This window comes from Phenylobacterium sp. (genome assembly GCF_004799395.1).
In the GTDB taxonomy this organism is placed as follows: domain Bacteria; phylum Pseudomonadota; class Alphaproteobacteria; order Caulobacterales; family Caulobacteraceae; genus Phenylobacterium.
Map to the genome: position 1 here is coordinate 16,056 of NZ_SSMZ01000334.1, position 26,319 is coordinate 42,374.

At 69.4% G+C, this 26,319-nt stretch carries 26 protein-coding genes; 13 read left to right on the forward strand and 13 right to left on the reverse strand.

Going from position 1 to position 26,319, the window contains the following annotated elements:
* Window positions 1-39: 39 nt before the first annotated feature.
* The 3 genes from E8A12_RS21535 to E8A12_RS21545 form a co-directional block, all read right to left on the reverse strand.
* Entirely contained in the window at window positions 40-927 is an 888-nt protein-coding gene (locus E8A12_RS21535) for a 4-(cytidine 5'-diphospho)-2-C-methyl-D-erythritol kinase (RefSeq protein ID WP_293372715.1), read from the reverse strand.
* A gap of 3 nt (window positions 928-930) precedes the next feature.
* The gene (locus E8A12_RS21540; RefSeq protein ID WP_293372717.1) at window positions 931-2,649 is read right to left on the reverse strand and encodes a tetratricopeptide repeat protein; all 1,719 of its coding nucleotides are present in this window, start codon (window positions 2,647-2,649) and stop codon (window positions 931-933) included.
* 66 nt (window positions 2,650-2,715) lie between these two features.
* Window positions 2,716-4,389: an electron transfer flavoprotein-ubiquinone oxidoreductase gene (locus tag E8A12_RS21545; RefSeq protein ID WP_293372719.1), complete on the reverse strand. Its 1,674-nt coding sequence runs from the start codon at window positions 4,387-4,389 to the stop codon at window positions 2,716-2,718.
* Window positions 4,390-4,502: 113 nt separating this feature from the next.
* Here E8A12_RS21545 and E8A12_RS21550 point away from each other — a divergent pair, with 113 nt between their 5' ends.
* Genes E8A12_RS21550 through E8A12_RS21560 form a run of 3 tightly spaced genes read left to right on the forward strand, consistent with a single transcriptional unit; the run spans window position 4,503 to window position 6,011 of the window.
* The gene (locus E8A12_RS21550) at window positions 4,503-5,702 is read left to right on the forward strand and encodes an SGNH/GDSL hydrolase family protein (RefSeq protein ID WP_293372721.1); all 1,200 of its coding nucleotides are present in this window, start codon (window positions 4,503-4,505) and stop codon (window positions 5,700-5,702) included.
* A gap of 31 nt (window positions 5,703-5,733) precedes the next feature.
* Window positions 5,734-5,868 carry a hypothetical protein gene (locus E8A12_RS21555; RefSeq protein ID WP_293372723.1) on the forward strand — a complete coding sequence of 45 codons (135 nt, stop codon included), beginning with the start codon at window positions 5,734-5,736 and terminating at the stop codon, window positions 5,866-5,868.
* Entirely contained in the window at window positions 5,856-6,011 is a 156-nt protein-coding gene (locus tag E8A12_RS21560) for a hypothetical protein (RefSeq protein ID WP_293372725.1), read from the forward strand. Before E8A12_RS21555 ends, E8A12_RS21560 begins: the two co-directional genes overlap by 13 nt.
* Here the strand turns inward: E8A12_RS21560 and E8A12_RS21565 are convergent.
* A complete protein-coding gene (locus tag E8A12_RS21565; protein ID WP_293372727.1) occupies window positions 6,008-6,472 on the reverse strand; it encodes a VOC family protein in 465 nt (154 codons plus the stop codon). The genes E8A12_RS21560 and E8A12_RS21565 overlap by 4 nt on opposite strands.
* A 110-nt stretch (window positions 6,473-6,582) precedes the next feature.
* On the opposite strand from E8A12_RS21565, the gene E8A12_RS21570 reads away from it, so the two are divergent.
* Complete coding sequence (locus tag E8A12_RS21570) at window positions 6,583-7,002, forward strand: hypothetical protein (RefSeq protein ID WP_293372729.1); 420 nt, start codon at window positions 6,583-6,585, stop codon at window positions 7,000-7,002.
* Window positions 7,003-7,015: 13 nt separating this feature from the next.
* Window positions 7,016-7,180 carry a hypothetical protein gene (locus E8A12_RS21575; protein WP_293372731.1) on the forward strand — a complete coding sequence of 55 codons (165 nt, stop codon included), beginning with the start codon at window positions 7,016-7,018 and terminating at the stop codon, window positions 7,178-7,180.
* Here E8A12_RS21575 and E8A12_RS21580 read toward each other — a convergent pair.
* Window positions 7,177-7,794, reverse strand: coding sequence for a DUF938 domain-containing protein (locus tag E8A12_RS21580; RefSeq protein ID WP_293372733.1), 618 nt, complete (start codon window positions 7,792-7,794; stop codon window positions 7,177-7,179). The genes E8A12_RS21575 and E8A12_RS21580 overlap by 4 nt on opposite strands.
* 125 nt (window positions 7,795-7,919) lie before the next feature.
* Between E8A12_RS21580 and E8A12_RS21585 the strand changes: the two genes are divergently transcribed.
* The 5 genes from E8A12_RS21585 (at window position 7,920) to E8A12_RS21605 (ending at window position 13,671) form a co-directional block, all read left to right on the forward strand.
* Entirely contained in the window at window positions 7,920-9,056 is a 1,137-nt protein-coding gene (locus tag E8A12_RS21585; RefSeq protein WP_293372735.1) for a zinc-binding dehydrogenase, read from the forward strand.
* Between the two features lie 60 nt (window positions 9,057-9,116).
* Window positions 9,117-10,304, forward strand: a complete 1,188-nt coding sequence (locus E8A12_RS21590) for a class I SAM-dependent methyltransferase (protein WP_293372737.1) — start codon at window positions 9,117-9,119, stop codon at window positions 10,302-10,304.
* Window positions 10,305-10,345: 41 nt separating this feature from the next.
* Window positions 10,346-11,170 (forward strand): uracil-DNA glycosylase, encoded by an 825-nt coding sequence (locus tag E8A12_RS21595; protein WP_293372739.1) that lies wholly within the window; start codon window positions 10,346-10,348, stop codon window positions 11,168-11,170.
* An 11-nt stretch (window positions 11,171-11,181) separates the two neighbouring features.
* The gene (locus E8A12_RS21600; RefSeq protein WP_293372741.1) at window positions 11,182-11,904 is read left to right on the forward strand and encodes an SDR family oxidoreductase; all 723 of its coding nucleotides are present in this window, start codon (window positions 11,182-11,184) and stop codon (window positions 11,902-11,904) included.
* 141 nt (window positions 11,905-12,045) lie between these two features.
* A complete protein-coding gene (locus E8A12_RS21605) occupies window positions 12,046-13,671 on the forward strand; it encodes a lytic transglycosylase domain-containing protein (protein ID WP_293372743.1) in 1,626 nt (541 codons plus the stop codon).
* On the opposite strand, the gene E8A12_RS21610 is transcribed toward E8A12_RS21605, so the two are convergent.
* On the reverse strand, window positions 13,606-14,046 hold the full coding sequence (locus E8A12_RS21610; RefSeq protein ID WP_293372745.1) for a hypothetical protein: 441 nt from the start codon (window positions 14,044-14,046) through the stop codon (window positions 13,606-13,608). The two genes, E8A12_RS21605 and E8A12_RS21610, sit on opposite strands and share 66 nt — an antisense overlap.
* A 97-nt stretch (window positions 14,047-14,143) precedes the next feature.
* Here E8A12_RS21610 and E8A12_RS21615 point away from each other — a divergent pair, with 97 nt between their 5' ends.
* Together E8A12_RS21615 and E8A12_RS21620 are read left to right on the forward strand one after the other, a co-directional pair.
* The gene (locus E8A12_RS21615; RefSeq protein ID WP_293372747.1) at window positions 14,144-15,160 is read left to right on the forward strand and encodes an SMP-30/gluconolactonase/LRE family protein; all 1,017 of its coding nucleotides are present in this window, start codon (window positions 14,144-14,146) and stop codon (window positions 15,158-15,160) included.
* Window positions 15,161-15,201: 41 nt separating this feature from the next.
* Window positions 15,202-16,287, forward strand: coding sequence for a PA0069 family radical SAM protein (locus tag E8A12_RS21620; RefSeq protein ID WP_293372749.1), 1,086 nt, complete (start codon window positions 15,202-15,204; stop codon window positions 16,285-16,287).
* A 66-nt stretch (window positions 16,288-16,353) separates the two neighbouring features.
* On the opposite strand, the gene E8A12_RS21625 is transcribed toward E8A12_RS21620, so the two are convergent.
* On the reverse strand, window positions 16,354-17,541 hold the full coding sequence (locus E8A12_RS21625; RefSeq protein ID WP_293372751.1) for an RNA methyltransferase: 1,188 nt from the start codon (window positions 17,539-17,541) through the stop codon (window positions 16,354-16,356).
* A gap of 251 nt (window positions 17,542-17,792) precedes the next feature.
* Between E8A12_RS21625 and E8A12_RS21630 the strand changes: the two genes are divergently transcribed.
* Window positions 17,793-18,413 carry a glycine zipper 2TM domain-containing protein gene (locus E8A12_RS21630; RefSeq protein WP_293372753.1) on the forward strand — a complete coding sequence of 207 codons (621 nt, stop codon included), beginning with the start codon at window positions 17,793-17,795 and terminating at the stop codon, window positions 18,411-18,413.
* A 72-nt stretch (window positions 18,414-18,485) separates the two neighbouring features.
* Here the strand turns inward: E8A12_RS21630 and E8A12_RS21635 are convergent, their stop codons facing one another.
* The 6 genes from E8A12_RS21635 to E8A12_RS21660 form a co-directional block, all read right to left on the reverse strand.
* The gene (locus E8A12_RS21635; RefSeq protein WP_293372755.1) at window positions 18,486-19,214 is read right to left on the reverse strand and encodes a TlyA family RNA methyltransferase; all 729 of its coding nucleotides are present in this window, start codon (window positions 19,212-19,214) and stop codon (window positions 18,486-18,488) included.
* Between the two features lie 8 nt (window positions 19,215-19,222).
* On the reverse strand, window positions 19,223-20,983 hold the full coding sequence (locus tag E8A12_RS21640) for a class I adenylate-forming enzyme family protein (RefSeq protein WP_293372757.1): 1,761 nt from the start codon (window positions 20,981-20,983) through the stop codon (window positions 19,223-19,225).
* 106 nt (window positions 20,984-21,089) lie between these two features.
* Window positions 21,090-21,497, reverse strand: a complete 408-nt coding sequence (locus tag E8A12_RS21645; RefSeq protein WP_293372759.1) for a lipocalin-like domain-containing protein — start codon at window positions 21,495-21,497, stop codon at window positions 21,090-21,092.
* Entirely contained in the window at window positions 21,494-23,023 is a 1,530-nt protein-coding gene (locus E8A12_RS21650; RefSeq protein WP_293372761.1) for a peptidase S10, read from the reverse strand. The genes E8A12_RS21645 and E8A12_RS21650 overlap by 4 nt, the downstream gene beginning before the upstream one ends.
* An 81-nt stretch (window positions 23,024-23,104) precedes the next feature.
* Window positions 23,105-25,786: a valine--tRNA ligase gene (locus E8A12_RS21655; protein WP_293372763.1), complete on the reverse strand. Its 2,682-nt coding sequence runs from the start codon at window positions 25,784-25,786 to the stop codon at window positions 23,105-23,107.
* Between the two features lie 161 nt (window positions 25,787-25,947).
* A partial coding sequence (locus tag E8A12_RS21660) for a DUF2497 domain-containing protein (RefSeq protein ID WP_293372765.1) occupies window positions 25,948-26,319 on the reverse strand: 372 nt, incomplete at its 5' end.

Sequence of the window (26,319 nt, forward strand, 5' to 3'; positions counted from 1 at the left end):
AGCCTTGCTGACAGGTCCTCCGATGGGGAGCGACTTGGCTTAGGCCGGATCGGGCCACGGCCCACCCAGGCGGCATCGCTGGACCCACCAGTCCGGCGCCATGGCCTCCAGCCGCTCGGCGAGGCCCTCGGCCTCGATGTCGCCGGCGCATAGGGCGAAGCAGGTCCCGCCGGAGCCGGACACGCGCGCCAGCAGGGTTTCCGGCTCGTCCGCCAGGGTTTCCAGCACCGCGCCCACCGCCGGCGCCACGGCGATGGCCGCAGCTTCCAGGTCGTTGCGCAGGCCCGTCAGCCAGGCGGCCAGCTCCGTGGCGTCCTCGAAGGCGCCCGGCGCGGCCGGCGGCGTCACGTCGCTGAAGCGGCCTTGGGCGTCGTAGCGCCGATAGACCTCGGCGGTGGACACCGGCACGCGGGGATTGACCAGCACCGCGTCCAGCACCGGCAGGCCCGGCGCGGCGCTCAGCCGCTCTCCCCGCCCCTGAGCGGTCGCCGGCGCGCCCCACAGGCACGCCGCGCCGTCCGAGCCGAGCAAGGCCGCCAACGCCTCGAGCCGGTCATCGCCGACCGCCAGGCCGAAGGTTTCACGCAGCAGCCGCAGGGCCGCGCCCGCGTCGCTGGAGCCGCCGCCCAGGCCCGAGGCCACCGGCAGGCGCTTGTCCAGGCTGATCCCGATCGGTGGCAATGGCCCCATGGCCTCGGCGATCAGGGCGCGGGCCGCCCGCATGACCAGGTTGTCCTCGCCGGCGTCCAGGCTCTGCGCAAACGGCCCGCCGACGCTCAGGCTCAGGGCCTCGGCCTGGAAGGTCGAGACCCGGTCGCCGACGTCTGCGAAGGCCATCAGGCTGCAGATCGGGTGAAAGCCGCCCTGCGGCGCTCCGACGTGCAGGTACAGGTTCACCTTGGCGGGCGCGAACGCCGCTCCAGTCATGGCCTATTTGTCGGCGAGTTTGGGCGTCGGGCCGTCCGGGCCCAGCCCCGAGGCCAGCTTGGTCTCCGCGCTGGCCTTGATCTTGTCATCCGGCTTCAGCGTCAGCACGCGGCGCCACTGGAACTGCGCCTCGTCACGCCGCCCCACTTTCCAGTAGGCGTCGCCCAGGTGGTCGTTGATTTCCGGATCGCCGGCCTCGAGCTCGACCGCTTCTTCCAGCTTCTCCACCGCCTGCTTGTAGTCGCCCATGCGGAAATAGGCCCAGCCCAGGCTGTCGACCATGGCCCCGGAGCGCGGATCGGAGGCCACGGCCTTCTGCACCATGGCCAGCGCCTCTTTCAGGTGCTCACCCCGGTCGATCCAGGAATAGCCCAGATAGTTCAACAGCTCCGGCTCGTCCGGGTGCGCCGCCAAGGCCGCCTGCAGGTCGGCCTGCGCCTCCGGCCAGCGGTTCAGCCGCTCTTCGGTGACGCCGCGCGAATAGAGCAGCCGCCAGTCCGGCGTCTTGGATTGCGCGATCAGCCCGTCCAGCACCTTCGCCGCCTCGCCGTACTGCTCGTCGGAGCGCAGCAGATCGGCCAGGGTGACGCGCGCGTCGGTGTCGCCGCCGGCCGCTGCGGCGCGGGCCAGCTTCAGCGCTGTCTCCTTGTCGTCGGCGCCCTGGTAGGTCCAGGCGAGCTTGGCCTGGGCCGTGGAATATTCCATCGAGCCCGGCTTCGGATGGGCGTAAGCCGCGCGGGCGGATTCGGTGTCGCCGCCGCCGGTCATCAGGTCGCCGACCATCACCCAGGCCTCGTCGCGGGCGGGGTCGAGCCGCAGCACCAGCCGCAGATAAATCAGCGCCAACTGGGTCTGCTTGGCGGCGATCATGGTGGCGGCGGGAGCCAGCAGGGCCTGGGCGGCGCCTTCACGGATCGTCGGCATCGGGGGCACGGACTTGCCCGCCGAGGCGCGCGCCTGGGCGGCCTTCACCGCGATCGAATCCGGCTCGCGGGCCAGCGCGTCGCCGTAAAGCGCCAGCGCGTCGACCCGGCGGCCGCGGCGTTCCAGGAAGCCGCCATAGGCCAGCACGGCCATCTCAGTCGGCTGCTCCACCGAGACCACCGCCTTGAAGTCGGTCTCCGCCTCGTCATAGCGCTTGGCCCGCTCGAACAGCGCGCCTTGGGCGAGCTGCCCGAAATAGTCCACCAGCCGGTCGCCGCGGACCGATGGCCGGGCGATCGAAGCTTCAGTGTCGCCGGCCTGGGCCGCCGCCCAGGGGGCCAGGAGGGCCGCAGCCGGCTTGTGCGGGAAGCCGATGGCCGGATCGTTGAACAGGGCCAGGGCTTCCTTGCCCTTGCCGTCGGCGAGCGCCTCGACGGCCACCACCAGCTTGCCGAGCCGCTTGGAGGCTTCTCCAGCCTGGTCGCCGGTGGGCGCCAGGGCGGACGCCTTCTGGATTTCGCCGGCCAGCAGGGCGGCGGTGAAAGCCCGCTCGGCGATCATGGTGTCCCCGCTCCCCGCCCGCGCCTGGTCGAAGAACTTCGCCGCCTCGGCCGAACGGCCGTTGTTGAGGGCCTGCTCGCCGGCCAGGAACTTGCCGTAGGAGGACGTGTTGGCCAACTGCTCGGCCGCGGCGGGCGACCCCGCGGCGCCGGCCGACGGGGAACCTGCCGGCGCTGTGGCGCAGGCGGCCATCAGGACCAGGGGAGCAGCGGCGGTGAGCAGTCGGGGCAGGCGCATGGGCGGACCTTCGGCTCTAAGGATGGCCACGGCAAGGCGCCGTGCTCTCGCAAAGCCTACGCACAGTTACATGTTCGGATAGTTAGGACCGTCGCCGCCCTGGGGCGTCGTCCAGTTGATGTTCTGCGACGGGTCCTTGATGTCGCAGGTCTTGCAGTGGACGCAGTTCTGGAAATTGATCTGGAACTTCGGGTTATTGCCCGCCTCGTCGTACAGCACCTCATAGACGCCGGCGGGACAGTAGAGCCGCGCCGGCTCCCCGAATTTCGGCAGATTGATCGAAATCGGCACCGCCGGGTCGCTGAGTTTCAGGTGCGCCGGCTGGTTCTCGTCGTGGTTGGTGTTCGACAGGAAGACGCTGGAGAGCTTGTCGAACGAGAAGACACCGTCCGGCTTCGGATAGACGATCGGCTTAAAGTCCTTGGCCAGACCCGTGGAGTCGGCGTCGCTCTTGCCGTGCTTGAGCGTGCCGAACGGCGACCAGCCGCCGAAGATGGTGGCGATCATCGCGTCCATGCCGCCCAGGACCAGGCCCGGGATGGTGCCGAACTTCGACCACAGCGGCTTGAAGTTACGGACGTTCCACAGCTCCTTGGCGATGGAGGACGTGGCGTAGGCCTCTTCATAGGCCGTCAGGTCGTCGCCCGAGCGGCCGCCCTGGATCGCGGCGAACGCGGCTTCCGCGGCCAGGATGCCGCTCTTCACGGCGTTATGGCTGCCCTTGATGCGGGGCACATTGACCATCCCGGCCGAGCAGCCGAGCAGCACGCCCCCCGGGAAGTAGAGCCGCGGCAGGGATTGCGAACCGCCTTCTGTAATGGCCCGCGCGCCATAGGCGATGCGCTTGCCGCCTTCGAGATAGCGCTTGATGGACGGGTGGGTCTTGAAGCGCTGGAACTCGTCGAAGGGCGAGAGCCAGGGGTTCTTGTAGTTCAGGTGCAGCACGAAGCCGATGGACACATAGTTGTCCCCGAAGTGGTACATGAACGAGCCGCCGCCGGTGGCGTTGTCCAGCGGCCACCCGAAGGTGTGCTGGGTCAGGCCAGACTCGAAGGCCGCATCCGGAACCTGCCACAACTCCTTGATCCCGATGCCGAATTTCTGCGGATCCCGGTTCTCGGCCAGGCTGTACTTGGCCTGCAGCTGCTTGGCGAGCGAGCCGCGGACGCCCTCGCCGATGAAGGTGTATTTGGCGTGCAGCTCGATGCCCGGCTGATAATCGGGGCCGGGCTTGCCGTCCTTGCCGATGCCGAAGACGCCGGCTACGACGCCCTTCACGGAGTCGTCGGCGTTGTAGACCACCTCCGAAGCGGCCATGCCGGGATAGATCTCCACGCCCAGGCTCTCGGCGTGCTGCGCCAGCGAGCGGCAGACGTTGGCCAGCGAGGCGATGTAGTTGCCGTGGTTCAGCATCCACTTGGGGAACGGCAGCCAGGAGATGTCGAGTTCGCCCTGCGGACCCAGCATGACGAACTTGTCGCGGGTGACCTGGGTCTCCAGCGGGATGCCCAGCTCTTTCCAGTTGGGCAGCAGCTCATTGATGCCGCTTGGATCGACCACCGCGCCGGACAGGATGTGCGCCCCGACTTCGGAGCCCTTTTCCAGCACCGCGACTGTGATCTCGGCGCCGGCCGCGGCGGCCAGCTGCTTCAGGCGGATCGCGGCCGACAGGCCCGACGGCCCTGCGCCCACGATGACGACGTCATATTCCATCGCCTCGCGTTCGATCGCTTCGCTCATGCCCCGGCGCTCCGTTGATCCCTGGCCCGACTTATCGGAATGTCACACGGCGGCGGTCAAGCAAGAACCCTGCGCCGAAATCGGCGCGACAGGTCGCGTTGGGGAAGAAAATCATGCGTCTGGCCATCCTCGCGTGCGCATTTGCCCTCGCCGCCCCCGCCGTGCAGGCGGCCCCCGCCCACTGGATCGGAAGCTGGGGGGCCTCGCCGGCCTTGCCCATGGCTGCGCCCCCGAACAATCCGGCGCGCGGCACGCCCACGTTCAGCAACCAGACGATCACCCAGGTGGTTCGGCTTTCGGCGGGCGGCCCCAAGCTGCGCATCCGGCTCTCCAATGAATACGGCGCCAAGCCGCTGCAGATCGGCGCCGCGCGGGTCGCCCTGGTGGGCGCGGACGGCGCCGTCGTCGCCGGCAGCGAGCGGACGGTGACCTTCTCCGGCGCGGCTGCGGCGCTGATCCCGCAGGGCGCGCCGATGCTGAGCGACGCGGTCGCACTGCCGACCAAGCCGCTCGCCCGCTTGCGCGTCAGTCTCTTCCTGCCAGCCGACACTAACGGCTGCACCTGCCACATGACCGGGATGGATCTGATCTCGATAGCCCCCGGAGACGCCACGAAGGCGCCGCCGGCCCCTGCCAAGGGCGCCGGCGACTACCGCGCCTTCCTGACCGAGGTGGATGTGGAGACCGCCGCGCCCTCCGGGCCCGTCATCGCGACCTTCGGCGACTCCATCACCGACGGCTACCGTTCGACGGACGACACGAACCACCGCTGGCCCGACCGGCTCGCCGAGCGCCTGGCGGCCGGCAAACAGCCCTTCGCCGTGGTCAACACCGCGATCAGCGGCAATCGGGTGCTCGCCGAGGCCCTGCCGATCTTCGGTCAGAACGCGCTCAGCCGTTTCGATCGCGACGTGCTTTCGGCGCCCGGCGTCACCCACGTGACGGTGCTGGAGGGCGTCAACGACCTCGGCATGACCAAGCCCACGCCCGCCGCTGCCGACATCATCGCCGGCTATCGCCAGCTGATCGCCCGCGCCCATGAGCACGGGCTGAAGATCATCGGCGGCACGATCCTGCCCTATGGCGGCGCGGCCTATTTCAGCGCGGCCGGCGAGGCCGAGCGCCAGAAGATCAACGCCTGGATCCGCACCGGCCACGAATTCGACGGCGTCATCGACTTCGACGCCGCCATCCGCGACCCCGTCAAGCCCGAGCGCATGCGCGCCGAGCTGCAGTCCGGCGACTGGCTGCACCCCAACGACGCCGGCTATCGGGTGATGGGCGACGCCGTCGACCTCAAGCTGTTCCGCTAGGCGGCCTGATGCCCGGCTGGGACGCTTCTTCATGACCCAGGTGGGCGCCTCGGCGGGACTGGCGGGCCTGGTGTTCGTCGGCGTCTCGCTGAACCTGACCAAGATCCTCAGCTGCGGCTACCTGCCGAACCGGGCGCAGGAGGCGCTGCTGGCATGGGCCAGGTGATGGCGATCTCCATCTGGATCGCGGGCGCGGTGCTGCTCTGGCGCGGCGCGGTCGGGGTCTACTGGCTCGTCCCCGGCCTGCTGCTCAGCTACGTCGTGGCGCTGGCCAACGCCTGGGCCCTGACAATCGAGATCAACCGCTAGCCTTCGCCGGCGTAGGCGGCTTCCAGCTTCGCGACGTCGAGCTTGACCATCTCCATCATGGCCGCGGTAGCCCGTTCGCGGCCGGCGGGGTCCGGGCCGTAGATGGTTTCGAAGAGCTGTTTCGGCACGACCTGCCATGTGAGACCGAAGCGGTCCTTCAGCCAGCCGCATTGCATGGGCGCGCCGCCGTCCAGCAGCTTTTCCCAATAGTGGTCGAGCTCCGCCTGGTCCTGGCAATCGATGAAGAAGGAAAAGGCCTCGCTGAGCGTGAAGTAGTCGCCGCCGTTCAGGGCCGTGACTCGCTGGCCGTCCAGCTCGAAGTCGATGGCCAGCACCCCCGGCGTGCCGTCGGTCTTGGCCTGATCGCCTAGGATCTTCGAATTGGGGAAGACCGAGACGTAGAACTTCGCGGCCTCGACCGCCTGGTCGCGGAACCACAGGAAGGGGTGGATCTTCGGCATGGCGTGCTCCTTGTCGTCTCCACCCGAAGGACGATCGACCGCGCCCCGATCCGACAGGGTCGGGCGCTTTTTTCCAACCTAAATCCCGCGAAGCGCGATAGGCCAGCCTGATGGAGCGCCTACGCCGCCTGATCGACCTGCCCGGGGTCAACGACCTCGAGTACCGCGCGATCCTGAAGCGCGACTTCGCCGAGCCCGAGGCCCGCGCCGAACACCCCGAGATCGACGAATGCTCGGTGGCCAACTTCGGCCTTACGGCCGATCAGGCCGAGGACCACCCGCGCCCCGCCGGCTGGGACAGGCCCGAGCGCCTGCCGATCCCGGCCCAGGTCACCGCCTTCGAGGCGGAGGGCTGGGACGTCACCGACGACAAGCGCCGGCCCTTGCGTGTGCTGGGCCATTTCAATCAGCAACTCTGGCTCGCCATCCGCGGCGTGGCCGGCGCGCTCCCGTTCGCGCCGGAGGACAATCGTCCCGATCCGTGGGGCGCGTCCCTGGCGGCCGAGGCCAAACGATTCCGCAAACGCTAGGACGTCCCAAAGCATGAAACCCCCGCCGAAGCGGTTCGCCGACCTGAAGCCCGCCCCGGCGCCCGCCGGGGTCTATGCCCCGCCAACGCCCAGGGTCTCGCGCCAGAAGAAGGCCAAGGTGCTGACGCCCGCCGAGAAGGCCGCGTTCCTCGCCTCGCGCCCGGACCTTAAGTCCTAGGGCTTTTCGAACGCCACGATCAGGTTGTTGGCCGGCATGGCGAGGCGTTCCGAGAACGCCAGGCCGTTGGCGGTCGCCAGCCCCTTGATGTCGGCCAGGTCGCGCAGGCCCCAGGCCGGATCGCGCGCCTTCAGGCTTTCGTCGAAAGCCTGGTTGCTGGGCGCGGTCTCCACGTCGGCCTCGATGTAGGGCCCATACAGGAACAGCCGGCCGCCGGGCGCCAGCACGCGACCCGCGCCGGCCATCAGCCCTTCGCTCGCCGCCCAGGGCGAGATGTGGACCATGTTGATGCAGACCACGGCCTCGAACGGTCCAGCTGGCCAGGAAGCCAGGTCCGCGGCGTCCAGGCGGATCGGCGCGGCCAGGTTCGGCGGGCCGGCCGCGGCGCGCCACGCCTCGATGCTGGCGAGGGCCTCGGGATCGCGGTCGCTCGGCCGCCAGCTCACGCCCGCCAGGGCCGAGGCCAGGAACATCGCGTGCTCGCCTGCCCCGCTCGCCACTTCCAGCACCCGCGCGCCGGCCGGCAGGCGAGGCCGCAGGACCTCCAGGATCGGCTGGCGATTGCGCGCCGTGGCGGGAGAGGTCCGCGCGCCGTCGGGGACATTGTCGTTCATGGCCCCGAGCCTAGACCGGAACGCCGCCCAGCGCTGCTCATGGCGCGGCCACGGCTTCTGTATTGCCCCGGCCCGCGCAAAGCGGTTCTGTGCGGCCGCTTCTACGACGGGACGAGGACACCACCATGGCCAACGGAAATCCGGGCTCCGGCCTGCAGCTGCGCTCCCTGATCAAGGCGAGCGGCGAGCTCGAAGTCTCCCTGGCGAGCGTCGACATTCCCGATCCGGCGCCAGACGAGGTGCTGGTCCGCATCGAGGCCTCGCCGATCAATCCTTCGGACCTTGGCCTGCTGCTGGGCGCCGCCGACCTGGCGAGCGCCAAGGCCAGCGCCGGACCCACCCTGACCGCCACCGTGCCCCAGGGGCTGATGCGCGCCATGGCCGGCCGCCTCGATCAATCCCTGCCCGTCGGCAACGAGGGCGCTGGAACCGTCGTCGCCGCGGGCTCCGACCCTGCCGCCCAGGCCCTGCTCGGCAAAACCGTCGCCGGGATCGGCGGCGCCATGTACGCCCAATACCGCACCTTCAAGGCCGCCGAGGTCCTGCCTCTGCCGGCGGGCGCGAGCGCTGCTGACGGCGCCTCGTGCTTCGTCAATCCGCTGACGGCGCTGGGCATGGTCGAGACCATGAAACGCGAAGGCCACACCGCGCTGGTCCACACCGCCGCGGCCTCGAACCTGGGCCAGATGCTCAACAAGATCTGCCTCGCCGACGGCGTGCCGCTGGTGAACATCGTACGCAGCCGCGCCCAGGCCCACATCCTGACCGACATCGGCGCGACGCACGTCGTGGATTCCAGCTCGCCCGGTTTCCTGGCCGAGTTGACTGACGCGCTCGCTGACACCGGTGCGACACTGGCCTTCGACGCTATCGGCGGCGGCAAGCTGGCCGGCCAGATCCTCGGCGGCATGGAAGCGGCCATCAACCGCAAGGCCACGGTCTACAGCCGCTACGGCTCGGCGCAGCATAAGCAGGTCTACATCTACGGCGGTCTGGACACCGGCCCGACCGAGCTCGTGCGCAGCTTCGGCATGGCCTGGGGCGTCGGCGGCTGGCTCCTGACCTATTTCCTGATGCGCACGCCGCCGGCCGAGGTCCAGAAGCTCCGCCAGCGGGTCGCCGACGAGTTGAAAACCACCTTCGCCAGCCACTACACCGCCGAGATCGGCCTGGCCGAGGCGCTCGATCCCAAGGTTGCCGCCGCCTACAACCGGAAGACCACCGGAGAGAAGTACCTGATCAACCCGACCAAGGGCCTCTAGCTGACCGCATCGCCGCCCTCTCCGCCGTCCATGGGGCCGCCGTCCATGGGGCCGCCGTCCATGGGGCCGCCGTCCGCGGGACCGAACGAGGCCAAGATCCGGCGCGGCCTTGGCTGGCTACAGGATCACCTGCTCAACCATGCTGAGATCACCTTCCGCGAAGTGCTGGCCCGGGAACCGGACAACGCCACGGTGCGGCGGCTGCACGGCATAGCTCTCTACAAGCTCGGCCGTCGCGAGGCGGGCGTCGCCGCCATCGCATCGGGAGCCGAGCAGGAAGCGTCCAACCCGCGCGCCTGGGCGGACCTGGCCGTCGCCCTGCGCGACGCGGGCCGCGCTGCGGAGGCCGAAACCGCTTACGCCCGCGCGGTCGCTTCGCAGCCGCCCGGCGCGTCCGCCCCGCCGCTCTCGGCCCAGGTGTTCTGCACGGAGCTGGCGGTCCACGACTTCAAGCTGATCGACTACGACTACCGCGCCGAGATCCGCTATGGCGCGGGCCGGCCGGCCCATCCGGAACTGGCCGCCCTGATCGGCGCCGGTCGCGACCGCTACGCCGCCTTCTTGGCCGAGCTCGGGGCGCTGCAGGGCGACTTCGCCGACGTGCCGATGGGCGGGACCTACGAGTCCGCCACGCCCTTCTGGCTGAACGCCTGGTTCGCGCCCCTCGACGCCATCGCCCTGACCGGCATGCTGAAGACCCACGGTCCCACGCGCCTGGTGGAGGTCGGCTCCGGCGTCTCGACGAAGTACGCGCGCCGCGCCATCGGCAAGTACGGCCTGCGAACCCGCCTCACCTCCATCGACCCGGAACCGCGCAATCAGGTTGACCGGCTCTGCGACGAGGTCATTCGCCTGCCGCTGGAGCGGGTGGATACGGCGGTCTTTCAGGGCCTGGAGGCCGGCGACATCTTCTTCCTGGATTCCTCGCACCGCAGCTTCCAGGGGTCGGACGTCACGGTCTTCTTCCTGGAGATCCTGCCCCGGCTGAAGCCTGGCGTCATCGTCCACATCCACGACATCTATCTGCCGGACGACTACATCGCCGGGCACGTGCCACGGCTCTGGAACGAGCAGTACCTGCTCGCTACCGCGCTGCTGTTCGGCGCGGATCGCTTCGAGATCCTGTTTCCCAGTTGGTTCGTCGGGCGCGACCCGGAGCTCAGGGCCGAGGGCGAGGCCCTGTTGCGCAGGGACGCCATGGCCGAACTGGACCTCTACGGCGCGAGCTTCTGGCTGCGGGTCCGTTAGCAGCCTTGGACAAATCCGCGCCGGGCGGCCAAGATTTGGGCGTGAGCGCCGCCGCCAATCCGATCGCCGAGTCCCTGCTGGCCTTCTGGGCCGACGCGGGCGTGGACGCCATGCTTCTGGACGAACCCCTCGACCGGATCGCTGCCGGGCGGATTGCCCCGCCGGCGCCCGCGGCGCGCAAGGTCGCGGCCGCCGCGGCGCCGGCCCCGTCGCCGGGCCGCCCTGCTCAGCCCGACGTCTCGGCCGTCGTCGCCCAGGCCCGGACGCTGGCGGCGCAGGCCGAGACCCTGGAGGCGCTCAGCGCCGCCATCGCCGGCTTCGACGGCTGTCCGCTGAGGTTTGACGGCGCCGCCTCGCAGGCTGTGGTCTGGCGCGGGGATGCCGCCGCCCCGCTGATGGTGATCGGCGAAGGGCCGGGCCAGGACGAAGATCGCCAGGGTCAGCCTTTCGTCGGTCGAGCGGGCCAGCTTCTGGACAAGATGTTGGCCGCCGCTGGCCTGAGCGGCCGGGTGATGATCACCAACACGGTCTTCTGGCGCCCGCCCGGCAACCGCACGCCGACACCTGCCGAACAGGCTGTCTGCGCCCCCTTCGTCGAGCGCGCCATCGCCCTCGTGCAGCCCAGGATGCTGCTGCTGGTCGGCGGCGCCTCGGCCAAGGCCATGCTCAACAAGGATGAGGGAATACTCTCCATGCGCGGACGCTGGCACGAGTGGCGCTCGGCCGACGGTGCGATGGAGCTTCCGGCGCTGCCGACCCTGCATCCGGCCTTCCTGCTTCGCCAGCCGGCGGCCAAGAAACGCGCCTGGGCGGACTTGCTGACGCTCACCGAACGACTTGACCGACCTGAACGCCCGGCACCTTGAGGACGCCCGCCATGCCTGTACCGACTCTTCGCGACCAGCGCGTCGTCATCATCGGCGGCAGTTCGGGAATCGGCTTCGCGGTGGCGGAGGCCGCGTTGGCGGAGGGCGCGCGGGTGGTGATCGGCTCCAGCAGCGCCGCCAAGGTCGAGGCCGCTGTGGCCACGCTTGGTCAGGCCGCGTCGGGCGCCGCGATCAATGTCCGCGACGAGGCCAGCGTCCAGGCATTCTTCGCTGAAGTCGGCGCCTTCGATCATCTCGCCTACACCGCCGGCGACTGGGACCGGACCCCGACCGGCGCGATCGCAGAGCTCGATTTCGCCGCCGCGGCGGCGAGCTTGGAGGTCCGCTTCTGGGGCGCGCTCAGAGCCATCAAACACGCGCTTGCGCGTCTGTCGCCGAAGGGCTCGATCACCCTGACCGACGGGACCATGACCCACAGGCCGATGAAGGGCCGGCCGCTGTCGTCGGCATTCGGCGCGGCGATTGAGCATTTGGCTAAGGGTCTGGCGGTCGATCTGGCGCCAGTCCGCGTCAACGCTGTCTGTCCGGGCCTGATCCTGACCGAAGTCTGGAGCGGCACGCCGCCGGAGCGCCTGGCCAAGATGACCGAGCGGTTCCCGGCGCCAAGGGGCGGCGAGCCGGCGGAGGTCGCGCAGGCCTATGTCTATCTAATGAAGGCCGGCTACACGACCGGCCAGGTTCTGGTGGTGGACGGCGGCCTCATGCTGACCTGAGGCGCCTGCGGCCAATCCACCCGCCGAAGTCGGTTTGGGGTTGATCGGTTCAGACGTCGCGCATAACCCTTACGTCCGGGGACTTCGAGAAGAGGACTGCGCACCGCCCACGAGACGATGGGCAAGCGCGGAAGAGACGGCATGACGCTGAAAAAGCGCCTGTGGGCCGGGGCTATCGCCTTTGCCTGCTCCGCCTCCATCGCCGCCGCCGCCGCGGCCGAAGCGCCTGCGGCGCTGTCGAGCGACGACGCCCGCGCCTATGCGGCGGCTTTCGACGCCACCGAGCGCGGCGATTTCATCGACGCCCAGATGCAGAGCGCGGCGGTCAAGGACCACTCCCTCGACGGCTATCTCAGCTTCCACCAACTGATGCACCCGACGGCGCACGTGGCGGCCTTTGACGAACTCTCCGCCTGGCTGGGCAAGTTCCGCGACCTGCCCGTGGCCGACCGCATCTTCGCGCTGGCCGCCAAGCGCAAGACTGACCCCAGCGCCGACGCGGGCCCGAGGCCGATGGCCATGGGCGACGGGCCGCTGATTTCCAATCCACAGCTCTCCGAGAAGGCTCGCCGTGGCCGCGAGGCGTTCTACGCCGGCGACCTGAAACGGGCCCTGAGCCTGGCCACCGCTTCCGGCGACCGCTGGATCGCCGGTCTCGCGGCCTACCGTCTGAAAGACTACGACCACGCCCGCGCCAGCTTCGCCGACCTGGCCCGCGACGGCGAGTGCGACGCGTGGCTGCAATCGGCGGCCGCGTTCTGGGCCGCCCGCTCCGCCCTGGCCCAGAATGACAGTGTGGGCTCGGCCCAGCACCTGCGGATCGCCGCGCGCAACGGCGAAACCTTCTACGGCATGCTGGCTGCCCGGCAGCTGAAGCTGGCCGACCAGGCAAGCCTCGCGGCGACCGACGACCCATTGGCCCGGCTGCTGCTGGCCGCCTACACTGTGCCCGCCGCCGATCAACCGTCGGCAGACCTCGTCAGCTTCGTGGCCACCGACCCGCGCGCCCACCGCGCCGCGGCGTTGGCCCAGATCGGCCGCGGTTCCGACGCCATCCAGGAGCTGCGCGCGGGCATGGCGCTCGCCCGCACCAGCGCGGATCAGGCGCGCTGGAAGGCCCTGACGCTGGCCATGGGGACCTCGCTCGCCGACCGGGCCAGCCCGCCGCGCAGCGCCGATCTCGACTACCCGACTCCAGAGCTCACCCCACTCTACGGGTTCACCCTCGACAAAGCGCTGGTCTACGCCGTGGTCCGCCAGGAAAGCCGCTTCAACCCGCAGGCGGTGTCGCCCGTCGGCGCGACCGGGCTGATGCAGGTTATGCCGGCGTCGGCCGCCATCGCCGCCGGCGACGACAAGCTGAAACGCGATGCGACCCCGCTGTTCGATCCGGGCTTCAACCTTCGGGTCGGCCAGGACTACTTCACCTGGCTCCTGGAAAAGGGCGTCGGGCACGACCTGATCCGCGCGGTCGCAGCCTACAACGCCGGCCCCGGGCCGGTGCTCAAGACCGCTCAGGTCCTCGGTCCTGACGCCGATGGCCTGCTGATCATGGAATGCCTGCCCGCGCAGGAAACCCGCACCTATGTCCAGAGGGTGCTGGCCGGCTACTGGACCTATCGCAGAATGTGGGGACAGCCCACGCAAAGCCTCGACGCCCTTGCCGCCGGCGGCCGGGCCGCCGATGAGCGCCTCGACTACCTAGGCCAGCCGAGCCGCGCCACGACCCAGCTGGCCTCGCAGGCGCTTCAGATCGGGATGCGTTAGGGCCACAGCCGGCGCGCGCCCGATCAGCACGCCGAAGGGTTTTTCGCCGAAGAAACCGCCCTCGCCGATCAGCAGGGCGTCACCGCCGCCGCTTCGCAGATGCTTGGCCAGCAGCTCCAGCCAGCCGGGCTTCAGCCGTATCTTCGCCGGTATGACCAACAACCGGTCCGAACGCGCCGCCGCGAGCGCCGTGGCCAGGTCGTCGGCCAGTTCGGCGCCGGTCTCCTCGCGCAGCACGGCCAGCAGCTCCGGCGGACCGCCGCCGGCGATCAGCACTTCGCGCACCAGTCCCTCGACCGCCAGCGACGTCAGCGCCGACAACAGCGCCGGCAACCGGTCTCCCGCGTCGGCGGTCTCGACGATCACGCTCAGCATGGCGGCAGAAGCCCTGCGTTGGCGGCGAAGGTCAACCGTCGACATAGGCCGCCGGATGTCCGACGCTGCGGCAAAACAAAAGACTGGGGGAAAAACGATGGACCGCCGCACCCTGCTCGCCGCAGCGCCATTCCTGGCGTTGTCCGGCCTTGCCCTCGCCCAGGAGCCTGCCGCGCCCACGCCGCGGCCGACTCCGCCGCCACCCAGCTTCCCGCCGCCGACCCTGGCCATGACCACGGTGGCGACTGGCCTGCATTTCCCCGAGGCGCCGGTGGTGATGAACGACGGCTCGGTGTTGTTCGTTCAGATCGAGGCCAAGCAGGTCAGCCGGCTGAAGCCGGACGGCACGGTGGACCTGGTCGCCCAGCTCGACGGCGGGCCCAACGGCCTGGCGATCGGGCCGGACAAGGCGCTCTACATCGCCAATGACGGTGGGCGCTTCAGCTTCAACCGGCGCGGCGCGTTCAACTACCCGGGCGCCATCCCGGCGGATTTCGCGGGCGGCTACATCCAGCGCCTCGACCTGAAGACCGGCAAGGCGGTCACCCTCTACGATAGCTGCGACGGCAAGCGGCTGGTGGCGCCGGACGATCTGGTCTTCGACCATCACGGCGGCATGTGGATCAGCGACTACGGCAAGGTGAAGGGCGACGCGGGCATCTACTATGCGCGCGCCGACGGCAGGGGCATCAAGCAGGCCAAGGGGGGCATGAGCGCGCCGAACGGCATCGGCCTGTCGCCGGACGGCAAGCAGCTTCACGTCAGCGAGGGCCGCCAACTCTGGACCTTCGACATCAAAGGTCCGGGCGAACTCGGACCCTCGACCTCCTACCCCAACGCCGCCCACGCCAATCTGCGCGAACGCTCGGTTGCCGACAGCCTGAAGGTGCTGGCCGATGGCAAGGTCTGCGTCTGCACCCTGATCGCCGGCGGGATCAGTATCTTTGACGCTGCCGGCGGGACGGAGTTCATCCAGTTCGACGACCCGATGACCACAAATCTGGCGTTCGGTGGGGCGGATATGCGCGATGCCTGGATCACCTCCTCCGGCCTCAGCCGCATCGTCAAGGTGCGCTGGCCATATCCCGGGCTGAGGCCGGCCTATTCCACTTAGAAGTTCTTGTTTTGTTCTCATGCGGGCGTTAGCGTCAATGGGTGACCACCTTCACCCAGCAGATCACCGTCGTCCGTGGGCGAGGCGCCCGCACCAATGGCAGCGGCCGCTATGAGGCCGAGGCGCGCGATGCCTTCGACGACGGCTGGACCCCGGACGACATCGAGCCGGCGCGACTGACCACCACCGTCTCGCCCGAGAAAGCGAAGGTGATCATCACGCGCAACGACAGTCCCGATGTGGGGTTCTCCGCCTCGATCAATCCCTACCGGGGCTGCGAGCATGGCTGCATCTACTGCTACGCGCGCCCTGCCCACGCCTACATGGGCCTCTCGCCTGGCCTCGACTTCGAGTCCAAGCTGTTCTTCAAGCCGGACGCCGCGCGCCTGCTTGAGCGGGAGCTGTCGAAAGAAACCTACGTCCCCGACGTAATCCATATCGGCGGCAACACCGACCCCTACCAGCCACAGGAACGGCGCCTCCGGATCACCCGCCAGGTCATCGAGGTGCTCGCCCGCTTCAACCACCCGTTCTCGGTGATCTCCAAATCCGGCCTGATCCTGCGCGACCTCGACCTGCTGGCGCCCATGGCGGAGAAGAACCTGGTGCGGGTGGCGATCTCGATCACCACGCTGGACCGCAAGCTCGCGCGGTCCATGGAGCCCCGCGCCGCGACCCCGGAAAAACGCCTCGACGCCGTCCGCCGCCTGAGCGACGCCGGCGTGCCGACCGTGGTGATGTTCGCGCCCGCCATCCCCGGCCTCAACGACCATGAGATCGAGGCGGTGCTGGAGCGCGCAGCGGGCGCCGGCGCGCGCGGCGCGGGCTATGTGGCGCTCCGCCTGCCGATGGAGATCGCCGACCTCTTCCAGGAGTGGCTGGCCACCGACCACCCCGACCGCGCCAGCCGGGTCATGTCCCTGGTCCGCCAGATGCGGGGCGGCAAGACCTACGACAGCCAGTGGGGTAAGCGGATGAAGGGCGAAGGCCCCCTCGCCGCCCTGATGTCCCGCCGCTTCGCCGTCGCCAAGCAACGCCTGGGCATCGCCGGCAAGCTCCCGCCGCTCGACCTCAGCCTGTTCCGCGTCCCGCCTAAGCCCGGGGATCAGATCGATCTGTTTGGATAGCAAGAGGAGAGGAAAAGCGAGTGGATCCAAGACCTCCCCCATTCATGGAGAAGCGCTTGGGGAAGCTCACCTCGTGAACACCCCCACCAGCTCGATGTGGGGCGACCAGAGGAACTGATCAACTGGCAGGACGCGGTCGAGGGTGAAGCCGGCGTCGATCAGGGTGCGGGCGTCTCGGGCGAAGGTGGCCGGGTTGCAGGAAACCCCGATGACGCGCGCGACCTTGGAGCGCGCCAGTTCGGCGGTCTGTTCGGCGGCGCCGGCGCGCGGCGGGTCGAAGACGGCCAGGTCCGTCTTCTTCAGCTCCTCGGCCAGGACCGGGCGGCGTACCAGGTCGCGGGCCTCGGCGGTGACGCCGTGCAGGCCGGGCGCGCTCGCCATGGCGGCGCTGAGCGCGCGGATGGCCTCGGGCGCGAAGTCGGCGGCGTAGACCGGGGCGATCCCGGCCAGGCGAAAGGTGAAGGTGCCGACGCCGCAATAGAGGTCGGCGATCCGCGCCGCGCCCGCCGCCTCAGCCGCCACGAACGCCGCCATGACGGCTTCAGCCTGAGGCGTGGCTTGCAAGAAGGCGCCGGGCGGCAGGGCGACCGTGGCGGGCCCCAGGCGCACCTGCGGCAGGCGCGCCTGGTAGGCGACCTCGCCGTCGATCGTCACCCGGGCAAAGGCCGCCTCCGCCGCGCGGTCGGCCAGCAGCACGCGGGCGTCGGCGGAAAGGCCGCCCGACTTGCGCTCCACGCCGGAGATGTCGATGTCGAGGCCGCTGTCGGTCAAGGTCACGTGCAGCGTCGGCGCAGACTTCGGATGCTCGAACAGTGGCGCAGCAAGGCGCTTGAGCGCCGGGATCGCCGCGGCGATGGCGGGGTCGGAAATCGGGCAGACGTCGATGTCCACCAGGTCCCAGGACTTGCGCGCCTTGTAGCCCAGCTTGGCGGCCTCGCGGTTGCCCCGGCGGGCGTGAAGGGCGACCCGGCGGCGCGCGCCCAGTTGGGCGGCGAAGGGCGGCAGAATCTCTGTCTCGATCTGCTGGCGCGCCAGGGTTCCCACCAGGCGCTCAACCTTCCAGGCCAAGTACGGGTCGGCCGCCCAGTGCTGTAGGGCGCAACCGCCGCAGGTCCCGAAGTGCGGGCATGGCGCCGCCACCCGCTCGGCGCTGGCCTCCAGCACCTCCACCAAGTCTCGCCGCTCGCCGCCGCCCGCCGCCAGCACCCGCTCGCCCGGCAAGGTGAACGGCACGAAGGCGGGGCCGCGCGCCATGCCATCACCCTCGCCGCCCAATGACTCGATGGTGAGCTCGACGGGCGGCCCTGTGGGGCGCGCCGGGCGGTCCGGTGCGCGGCGGTGGCGCGGGGGCGGTCTCATGGTCGGACAGGCGTCCTCGCGCGAAGGCGGTCAGGAAGATGAACGAAGATGAACGGCCCGCTCAAAATTTGTTCAGCTTGGTTGGGCGAAAGGAGTCCTCGAAGCCGCCGAACAGGCCGCTGCAAAGATTCGAGAGAGGGATACCCATGACCAAGTCTTCGACCTTCGCCAAGGGCTGCGTGGCCGCATCGGTCGGCCTCCTGGCCCTGGGCGCGGCGGCCGCGGCCTCCGCGCAGCCGGCGCCGGCCTACAACAACTACGACCCCTGCCAGCGCGACGCGAACGGTCGCGGCGTCGCCGGCGCCCTGCTCGGCGGAGCCGGCGGCGCGGTGATCGGCTCTCAGATGGCGGCCGGCGGCCACCGCACCGACGGCTCGTTGCTGGGCGGCGTGGTCGGTGCGATCGCCGGCGCCGCCATCGGCCACTCGACCGCCGCCTGCACCAACGGTCCGCCGCCGCCGCCGCCGGGCCAGGCCGGCGAAGATGGCCCGCCGCCGCCCGGCTATCAGCCCGGCCCGCCGCCGCCGCCGGGCTATGGCGGCGCCTACTACGCGCCGCCCCCGCCGCCGCCGGGTTATTACCCCCAACGTGAAGCGCTGTTCGTCTACGGCCGCCACGGCGTGCGTTATCGGGTGGTCGAGGAGCGGGTCGGTCCGGACGGCTGCACCGTCGCCGAGAGCCCGGTCTACTTCCCCGACGGTCGCGTCGACCGCCGCTTCGTCCGCGTCTGCCCGGACTATCGGGGCAGGTACTTCATCGTCGGCTAAGGCCTTCTGTCGCCCGTCCTTGGCCGATGCCAGGGCCGCCCGCATTGCCGCGGGCGGCCCTTTTCCTTGGGATCAGCCTTTGCGCGCCCAGAGCAGATATTCGCGGGCGCCATCGCCGCCCTCGACCGGGCTGTCGGCGGTCTCGCGGACCGTCCATCCGACGCCCTCCAGGAACCCCCGCACATCGGCCAGGGCTTCGGCGCGCGCCGCCTCGTCCTTCACGAGGCCGCCCTTGCCCACCCGTTCCGGCCCAACCTCGAACTGCGGCTTCACGAGGGCAACCAGGTCCGCGCCCCGCGCGGCGAGCCCCAGCGCGACCGGCAAGACCTTGGCGAGGCCGATGAAGCTGACGTCGCAGACGACCATTTGCGGCGACTCGGAGATCTCGGCCACGGTCAGCACCCGCGCATCGACGCCCTCCAGCCGCACGACACGCGGATCGTCCGCCAGGCTGTCGTGAAGTTGGCCGCGTCCAACGTCCACCGCGTAGACCCGCCGCGCGCCCGCCGCCAGGCAGACCTCGGTGAAGCCGCCGGTGGAGGCGCCGACGTCGAGGACGATCCGGCCCTCGACCGCGATCGGCCAGAGCCCCAGGGCGTATTCCAGCTTGAGCGCGCCGCGCCCGACCCAAGGATGCGCCGCCGTAGCCGCGATCAACGCGCCCTCGTCCAGCAACTCCGCAGGCTTCAGGACCGGCCGGCCGTCAGCGGTGACCCCGCCGGCCTCGATGGCGGCCCGGGCCTTGGCGCGGCTCTCGAACAGGCCGCGCGCAACCAGCAGGAGATCGGCGCGGGTCTTCACCGGCCGCCCTAGGCTGACGCCTTCTCGTCCTCGAACAACTTTTTCAGTTCGTTCTTGAGGATCTTGCCGTTGGCGTTGCGGGGCAGCACCTCAGGCCAGAACTTCACCGCCACCGGCACCTTGAAGGCCGCCAGCCGCTCGGCGACGTGGGCGCGTAACTCGTCTTCGGTGGCTTGCGCCCCGGGCTTGAGGGTCACCACCGCGCCAGGCTCCTCGCCCAAGGTGCGGTGCGGGATGCCGACCACGGCGGCGTCCATCACCGCCGGGTGGTCGTAAAGCGCGTTCTCCACTTCGATGCAGTAGATGTTCTCGCCGCCGCGGATCAGCATGTCCTTGGCCCGGTCGATGATGTAGCAGAACCCCTCGCCGTCCAGCTTGGCCAGGTCGCCGGTGCGCACCCAGCCGTCGACGAAGGTCTGGGCCGTCGCCTCCGGCTTGTTCCAATAGCCCTTCACCACCTGCGGCCCGTTGGACCACAGTTCGCCCACCGTGTTGGCCGGCAGGACGGTGACGCCGTCGGCGGGATCGCGGATCTGCAGTTCGGAGACCGGTACAGCCACCCCGCAGCTCTCAGGCCGGTTCCAATAGTCCTCGGCGCTGTTGCCGGTCACCGTGGCGCAGGTCTCGGTCATGCCCCAGCCCTGGCCAGGTGAGGATTTCGGGAAGGCTTCGCGGAGCGCGGCCACCAGTTCCTTAGCCGACGGCGCGCCGCCATAGGCGACGGATTCCAGCGACGACAGATCGTAGTTCTTGCGCGCAGGGTGCTCGATCAGCTGCCAGGCGATGGTCGGCACGCCGCCGGCCAGGCTCACCCGCTCGCGCTCGATGAGTTCGAAGGCGCGGATCGGCTCCCACTTGCGCATCATCACCAGCTTGGCCCCGCCGAACAGGCTCGGGTTCAGCACGGCGAAGCAGCCGGTCACATGGAAGAACGGCACAGAGATCAGCGAGGACCGCTGCGGCGCGTCCGGATCGGGGGCCGGCGGCTGTTCGCCGCGCCGCAGGAACGCCCGCGCGCCCCCGCAGATCGCCGCCATGATGTTGGAGTTGACCCCGCGCTGGGTGCCGAGCGCGCCCTTCGGCTTCCCCGTCGTCCCCGAGGTGTAGAAGATCGTGGCGTCGTCGTCGGGGGCGATCTCCACTGTCGGCATCGCAGTGTCCGGCAGATCCTTCCAGGCGCCAGGACTCCCGATCACATCTTCCAGCTTGGTCACCAGCGGGTGGGCGATCTCGTCGCGTTCGCGGGTGACGTAGACGCGCACCAGGTCGGGGCAATTGGGCAGGTGCTGGGTCATGCGCTCATAGCGCTCACGGTCCGTCAGCACGACCTTGGTTCCCGAGTCGGTCAGGCCGTATTCCAGCTCCGGTCCGGTCCACCAGGCGTTCAGCGGCGTCACTACCGCGCCGACCGAGGCGGCTGCGTAAAAGGCCACCACCCATTCGGGGATGTTGCGCATGATCACCGCGACCCGATCGCCCTTGACCACGCCCTGGGCGGTCAGCTCAGCCGCCAACGCCGCCACCGCGCGGTGGAAGGCGTCGAAGCTGACCCGCTCATCCTCATAGACCAGGAAGATCCTCTCGCCGTGGGCGCGGGCGCCCTCGACCACCGAGCGCAGGCTTGGCGGCAGGTTCTTCCAGACCTTGGTCCGGATCCCGCGGATGGTCTCTTCGCCGACCTCGGTGGGCATGCCCGGACCTGACAGGATCGCGTGGGCCTGCTGGATCGACATGGCGGGCCAGCCCGGCGGCAAAGGGGCTTCGGACATCGGATGATTCCCTAAGTCTCGCGGGGCTTCTCAAGCGGGCCTCGCGTCCTGGGTGAACAACCATAACCCAGCCCGGGAGGCAAATTCCGACCCGCGTTCGTCAGCCCTAGGACGGTTCCCGCCGCCAGACCAGGCGGCCGCGACCGGCGCGGCCAGGGAACAGGGGATGGTCCTGATTGGCCGTCACCAGGGACAGCAGGTCGCCTTCGATCTCGAAGAAGCGGGTCTGGGCCGTGCCAATCCAGGCCGGCGACCAGGCCAGATCAACCTCGGTGACGAAGTGGTCGGCCTCGACGCGATAGGCGCCGGAATAGGCCATCATGCCACGGAACAGCCCCGCCTCGTCCTCCGCCGCCGAGCGATCGCCGCAGGTGATCATCGCCGACATCCGGCCGTCGCCGGTCAGGATCAACCGCCCGAGCGGCGCGGCGCCATACATCGGGATAGGCTCCGCGGCGTCCGAGAACTCGTACTGGGCCGAAACCAGCCGCCAGCTTCCGACCAGGCTGCTCAATGGACCCCGAAAACCTGCATCACGTCGGCGCGGAATGACGCCTGGCTGGCTGGCCTTGAATAGAACATGTGGCCGCCCGGATAGATCGCCAGCTTCACCCGGCTGGCATCACCCGAGATCGGCATCTGGTCGATCACCAGCCGCGAGACGAAATAGGGGCACGACAGATCGTCGTAGCCGTGGGCGATCAGCACCTTCATCCTGGGGTCGGCGGCGACGGCGTTGCGCAGATCGGACGTCGCGTCGACCAGTTCGACGCCCTTCTCCCAGTTATCGCCGACCTCATAGCTGAGCGCGTTGAACCGGCCCTCGGCCTTCCAGCCGACGATGCGGGTGTCGAAGTCGACCATGGCGCTGGTGGTGGGCGCGATGATCGCGTCCAGGATCGGGTCTCCTCGCCGCCCCTGCGGCGACCAGGGGAAGGGATCCTCCTGGGTCACGTTGGAATCGTAGACGCTCGCGATGCGGCCCTTGTCGCGATAGAGCTCGCGCAGGAAGGCGCCGACGTCGATGCGGCCGCCGGAGCGCTGCACGAACTCCCGATCGAGGCCGGTGTAGGTCGTGACCTTGTCCACCACCCGCGCCACAGCGGCGGGGTCGCGGCGGCCCTTCATCAGATCCTCGGTGAATTCGCCGCGGGTATAGTCCTCGACCTCCTTCATCAGGGCCGGCGAGAGCGGCTTGCCCTGCCGCTCGTAGTTGGCCGCGGTCATCGACGGTAGGGTCGTGACCCAGTTCATCGGCGAGAAGTCCGGGTCGTTGTTCATCCCCGGCTCAAGGTAGGGCGAAACCATCACGATGCCGCTGACGCCCACGCCGAGCTGGGTCTGCAGGTAATAGGTGATCTTCGGCGCCCGGAAGCCGCCGTAGCTCTCGCCCGCCACGTACTTCGGCGAGGCCATCCGACCGTTCTTCAAAAGCCAGTCGTAGACGATGCGCGACAGGTACTCGATGTCCGGCTTGATCGAATAGAACCGCTTCTTGGTCTCGTCCTTGTCCACCAGGGATCGCGAGAAACCCGTGCCCACCGGATCGATGAACACCATGTCGGTGAAGTCCATCCAGGTGCCGGGATTGTCCGCCAGCACCGCCGGGTCCGAGGGCCCGTCGCCCTGGGCGCCGAACTGCACGCGCTTGGGCCCGATGGCGCCCAGGTTCAGGTAGACCGAGGCCGCGCCCGGGCCGCCGTTGAAGGCGAAGGTCACCGGGCGATTGGGGTCGCGCGGGCCGTCGAGCACATAGGCGGTGAACACCACCTCGGCGACCTTCTTGCCCTTCTCGTCGCGCACCGGCAGGGCGCCGACCGTTGCGGTGTAGTTCAGCGTCTTGCCAGCGACGTGGGTCACCTGCTTGACGCTGGCCTCGGCGGGGAACGGCGGCAGGTCGATGTCGGACTTCTTGTCCTTGTCGCCGTCCTTCTTGGCCGCATCGGCCTTGGGCGGATCGTCCGCGGCCCAGGCGCTGACCGCCGAAAGGCCGAACGACAACGTCACTGCGGCTGCGGCCGCGATCATCAGTCTACGCATGCAGGATTCCCCGTCGATCGCGGCAGGATGGCCGAGTTGCGGGCCGCCGCAAGTTAAACCGGCGATAGGTCGGCGAGCGCCCTAGACCACCGCGGTGAGGCGGCTGAGGGCGGCCTCGAGCTTGGCCTTGGCAGCCTCGGCGTCGGCCAGACGTTCGCGGTTCTCCTCGACCACTTCCTCCGGCGCTCGGGCGACGAAGTCGGCGTTGGCCAGCTTCTTGGCGGTGCGGTCGATGTCGGACGCCAGGTTGCCGACCTCCTTGCCCAGCCGAGCGCGTTCGGCGGCGACGTCGATGAACTCGGCGACCGGCAGGGCGAGCGTCGCGCCCTCCACGACGTAGGGGATCGCCCCGGCCGGCGGCGAATCGACGATCTGCACCGCGGACACGCGCAGCATCTGCTGGATCAGCGGGGCGGCGTCCTGCAGCACGCCGCGCTGCGCGGGCGTCGCATCGACCACCAGCAACGGCGGGCGGGCGGAGTTGGGCACATTCAGCTCGGCGCGCACCGAGCGGCCCTCGGCAATGGTCTCGACGATCAGGCCAATGGTTGCGTCGGCCGCCGGGTCGATCAGGCTGTCGGGCAGATCGGGCCAGGGCGCGGTCATCAGGAAGCCCTTGTGACCCCGCGCGGCGCCCAGCCCTTGCGTCTGCGCCCACAGTTCCTCGGTCAGGAACGGCATGACCGGGTGCAGCAGCTTCAGGATCACGTCGAGAACCCAGGCGGCTGTCGCACGGGTTTCGTCACGCGCAGCCTCGTCGGCGGAGGGCTCGTCGGGCTTGCCCAGCACCGGCTTGGCCAATTCCACGTACCAGTCGCAATACTGCCGCCAGACGAAGCGGTAGAGGCCGTCGGCGGCGGCGTCGAAGCCGCAGGTGTCCAGAGCCGCGGTCACCGCCTTCGCTGTTCGCGTCGTCTCACCGACGATCCAGCGGTTGAGCGGCAGCTTCACCTTCGCCGGATCGAAGCCCTCGGCGCGCGCCGCGCCGTTCATCTGGGTGAAGCGCGTGGCGTTCCACAGCTTGGTGCCGAAGTTGCGGTAGCCCTCGATCCGCTCGCGGGAGAGCTTGATGTCCCTCGCCTGCCCCGACATGGCGGTGAGCGTGAAGCGCAGCGCGTCGGCGCCGTAATCGTCCACCAGCTCAAGGGGGTCCATGACGTTTCCCTTGGACTTGCTCATCTTCTTGCCCTCCGCGTCGCGGACCAGGGCGTTGATGAAGATGCGCTTGAAGGGGACCTCGTCCATGAAATGCAGGCCCTGCATCATCATCCGGGCGACCCAGAAGAAGATGATGTCGAACCCGGTGATCAGGGTGTGCGTCGGGTAGAACCGGGCGAGGTCGTCGGTCTTCTCGGGCCAGCCGAGCGTCGAGAACGGCCACAGCGCCGAGGAGAACCAGGTGTCGAGGACATCCTCGTCCTGGCGCAGCGGTTCCTCCCGGCCGTAGTGCTCCAGCGCCTGCGTCTTTGCCTCGGCCTCGGTCTCGGCGACGAAGATCTTTCCGCCCGGCCCGAACCAGGCCGGGATGCGGTGGCCCCACCAGAGCTGGCGCGAGATGCACCACGGCTGGATGTTCCGCATCCACTCGAAGTAGGTCTTCTCCCAGGCCTTGGGCACGAAGACGGTGTCGCCCTGCTCGATCGCCCGGATGGCCGGCTTGGCGAGCACCTCGGCGTTCACGTACCACTGGTCCGTCAGATAGGGCTCGACGACCACGCCCGAGCGGTCGCCGTGCGGCACCATGTGGCGGGTCTTCTCGATGCCGCGCAGCAGGCCCAGCGCTTCGAACGCCTCGACCACCTTCTTGCGCGCGGCGAAGCGGTCCAGGCCGCGGTACTCGGCGGGCGCGTTGTCGCTGATCTTCGCGAAGTCGTCGAAAATGTTGATCATCGGCAGGCTGTTGCGCTTGCCGACCATGAAGTCGTTGAAGTCGTGCGCGGGGGTGATCTTCACCGCGCCGGAACCCTTCTCGGGGTCCGCATACTCATCGGCGATGATCGGCACCGGGCGACCCACGATCGGCAGGCGCACGGCGCGCCCGATCAGATGCTGGTAGCGCTCGTCCTTGGGGTGCACGGCGACGGCGGCGTCGCCCAACATGGTCTCCGGGCGAGTGGTGGCGACCACGATCTCGCCGGTTCCGTCTTCCAGCGGATAGGCGAAGTGCCAATAGTGGCCGTCGACCTCGCGCTGCTCGACCTCCAGGTCGGAGATGGCCGTCTGGAAGTGCGGGTCCCAGTTCACCAGCCGCTTGTCGCGGTAGATGAGCTTTTCCTTGTAAAGGGTCACAAAAACCTTGCGGACTGCCGCCGACAGACCCTCGTCCAGGGTGAACCGTTCGCGGCTCCAGTCGCAGCTGGCGCCCAGACGCTTCAGCTGGTTGGTGATGGTCCCGCCGGACTTGGCCTTCCATTCCCAGACCTTGGCGACGAACGCGTCGCGGCCCAGGTCGCGGCGGCTCTGATTGCCGACCTCGGAGAGCTGGCGTTCGACCACCATCTGGGTGGCGATGCCGGCGTGGTCGGTGCCGGGCAGCCAAAGCGCCGCCTTGCCCCGCATGCGCTCGAAGCGGATCAGCACGTCCTGCAGGGTGTTGTTCAGCGCGTGCCCGATATGCAGCGAACCGGTGACGTTGGGCGGCGGAATGACAATGGAGAAGGGTTCGGCGGCCGGGTCGCGGATCGGCGCAAAGTCGCCCGAGGCCTCCCAGGCGGCATAGAGGCGCGGTTCGGCGGATTTGGGATCGAAGGTCTTTTCAAGCATGGCTGGGCGGTGCTTACACGTTCCTCCCCCACAGGGGGAGGTGGCCCGGCGGGCCGGAGGGGGTTTCCGCTCAAATGGTTCGGAAACCGCCGGGGGAGACCTCGGAGGAAGCCCCCTCAGTCAGCGTCGCTGACAGCTCCCCCGGTGGGGAGCAACTCGGCCTAGCGTACTCGCCCGCGGGCGATGCGTTCGACTTCGGTCTCGACGGCCTGCTGGACGATGGCGGGCAGGTTTTCGTCGAGCCACTGTTGCAGAAGCGGACGCAGCAGTTCGCGAACAACGTCCTCCAGCGTGCGATCGCCGCGCGGCATGGCGATAGCGGCCGACAGCGCGCCGAACGACGAGGCCGCAGCGGTGGCCGCGCGCTCGCTCACCAGGCTCTCGATCGGCGGCGGAGCGGCCGCGGGCTCGGCTGCCGGCGCGGTGAATACGTCGAGGTCGCCGAGGGTCTCCACCTTGTCGGTCAACTCCAAGGCCTCCTCCTCCTCGACTGGAGGCTCCGGTTCGGGCTCCGCGGCGGCGACAGGTTCCGG

What these genes read in the sequence shown, in the direction of transcription:
- E8A12_RS21535 (WP_293372715.1), bottom strand. Translation starts at nt 927, where the DNA reads ATGACTGGAGCGGCGTTCGCGCCCGCCAAGGTGAACCTGTACCTGCAC.
- E8A12_RS21540 (WP_293372717.1), bottom strand. Translation starts at nt 2,649, where the DNA reads ATGCGCCTGCCCCGACTGCTCACCGCCGCTGCTCCCCTGGTCCTGATG.
- E8A12_RS21545 (WP_293372719.1), bottom strand. Translation starts at nt 4,389, where the DNA reads ATGAGCGAAGCGATCGAACGCGAGGCGATGGAATATGACGTCGTCATC.
- E8A12_RS21550 (WP_293372721.1), top strand. Translation starts at nt 4,503, where the DNA reads ATGCGTCTGGCCATCCTCGCGTGCGCATTTGCCCTCGCCGCCCCCGCC.
- E8A12_RS21555 (WP_293372723.1), top strand. Translation starts at nt 5,734, where the DNA reads ATGACCCAGGTGGGCGCCTCGGCGGGACTGGCGGGCCTGGTGTTCGTC.
- E8A12_RS21560 (WP_293372725.1), top strand. Translation starts at nt 5,856, where the DNA reads ATGGGCCAGGTGATGGCGATCTCCATCTGGATCGCGGGCGCGGTGCTG.
- E8A12_RS21565 (WP_293372727.1), bottom strand. Translation starts at nt 6,472, where the DNA reads ATGCCGAAGATCCACCCCTTCCTGTGGTTCCGCGACCAGGCGGTCGAG.
- E8A12_RS21570 (WP_293372729.1), top strand. Translation starts at nt 6,583, where the DNA reads ATGGAGCGCCTACGCCGCCTGATCGACCTGCCCGGGGTCAACGACCTC.
- E8A12_RS21575 (WP_293372731.1), top strand. Translation starts at nt 7,016, where the DNA reads ATGAAACCCCCGCCGAAGCGGTTCGCCGACCTGAAGCCCGCCCCGGCG.
- E8A12_RS21580 (WP_293372733.1), bottom strand. Translation starts at nt 7,794, where the DNA reads ATGAACGACAATGTCCCCGACGGCGCGCGGACCTCTCCCGCCACGGCG.
- E8A12_RS21585 (WP_293372735.1), top strand. Translation starts at nt 7,920, where the DNA reads ATGGCCAACGGAAATCCGGGCTCCGGCCTGCAGCTGCGCTCCCTGATC.
- E8A12_RS21590 (WP_293372737.1), top strand. Translation starts at nt 9,117, where the DNA reads ATGGGGCCGCCGTCCGCGGGACCGAACGAGGCCAAGATCCGGCGCGGC.
- E8A12_RS21600 (WP_293372741.1), top strand. Translation starts at nt 11,182, where the DNA reads ATGCCTGTACCGACTCTTCGCGACCAGCGCGTCGTCATCATCGGCGGC.
- E8A12_RS21605 (WP_293372743.1), top strand. Translation starts at nt 12,046, where the DNA reads ATGACGCTGAAAAAGCGCCTGTGGGCCGGGGCTATCGCCTTTGCCTGC.
- E8A12_RS21610 (WP_293372745.1), bottom strand. Translation starts at nt 14,046, where the DNA reads ATGCTGAGCGTGATCGTCGAGACCGCCGACGCGGGAGACCGGTTGCCG.
- E8A12_RS21615 (WP_293372747.1), top strand. Translation starts at nt 14,144, where the DNA reads ATGGACCGCCGCACCCTGCTCGCCGCAGCGCCATTCCTGGCGTTGTCC.
- E8A12_RS21625 (WP_293372751.1), bottom strand. Translation starts at nt 17,541, where the DNA reads ATGGCGCGCGGCCCCGCCTTCGTGCCGTTCACCTTGCCGGGCGAGCGG.
- E8A12_RS21630 (WP_293372753.1), top strand. Translation starts at nt 17,793, where the DNA reads ATGACCAAGTCTTCGACCTTCGCCAAGGGCTGCGTGGCCGCATCGGTC.
- E8A12_RS21640 (WP_293372757.1), bottom strand. Translation starts at nt 20,983, where the DNA reads ATGTCCGAAGCCCCTTTGCCGCCGGGCTGGCCCGCCATGTCGATCCAG.
- E8A12_RS21650 (WP_293372761.1), bottom strand. Translation starts at nt 23,023, where the DNA reads ATGCGTAGACTGATGATCGCGGCCGCAGCCGCAGTGACGTTGTCGTTC.
- E8A12_RS21655 (WP_293372763.1), bottom strand. Translation starts at nt 25,786, where the DNA reads ATGCTTGAAAAGACCTTCGATCCCAAATCCGCCGAACCGCGCCTCTAT.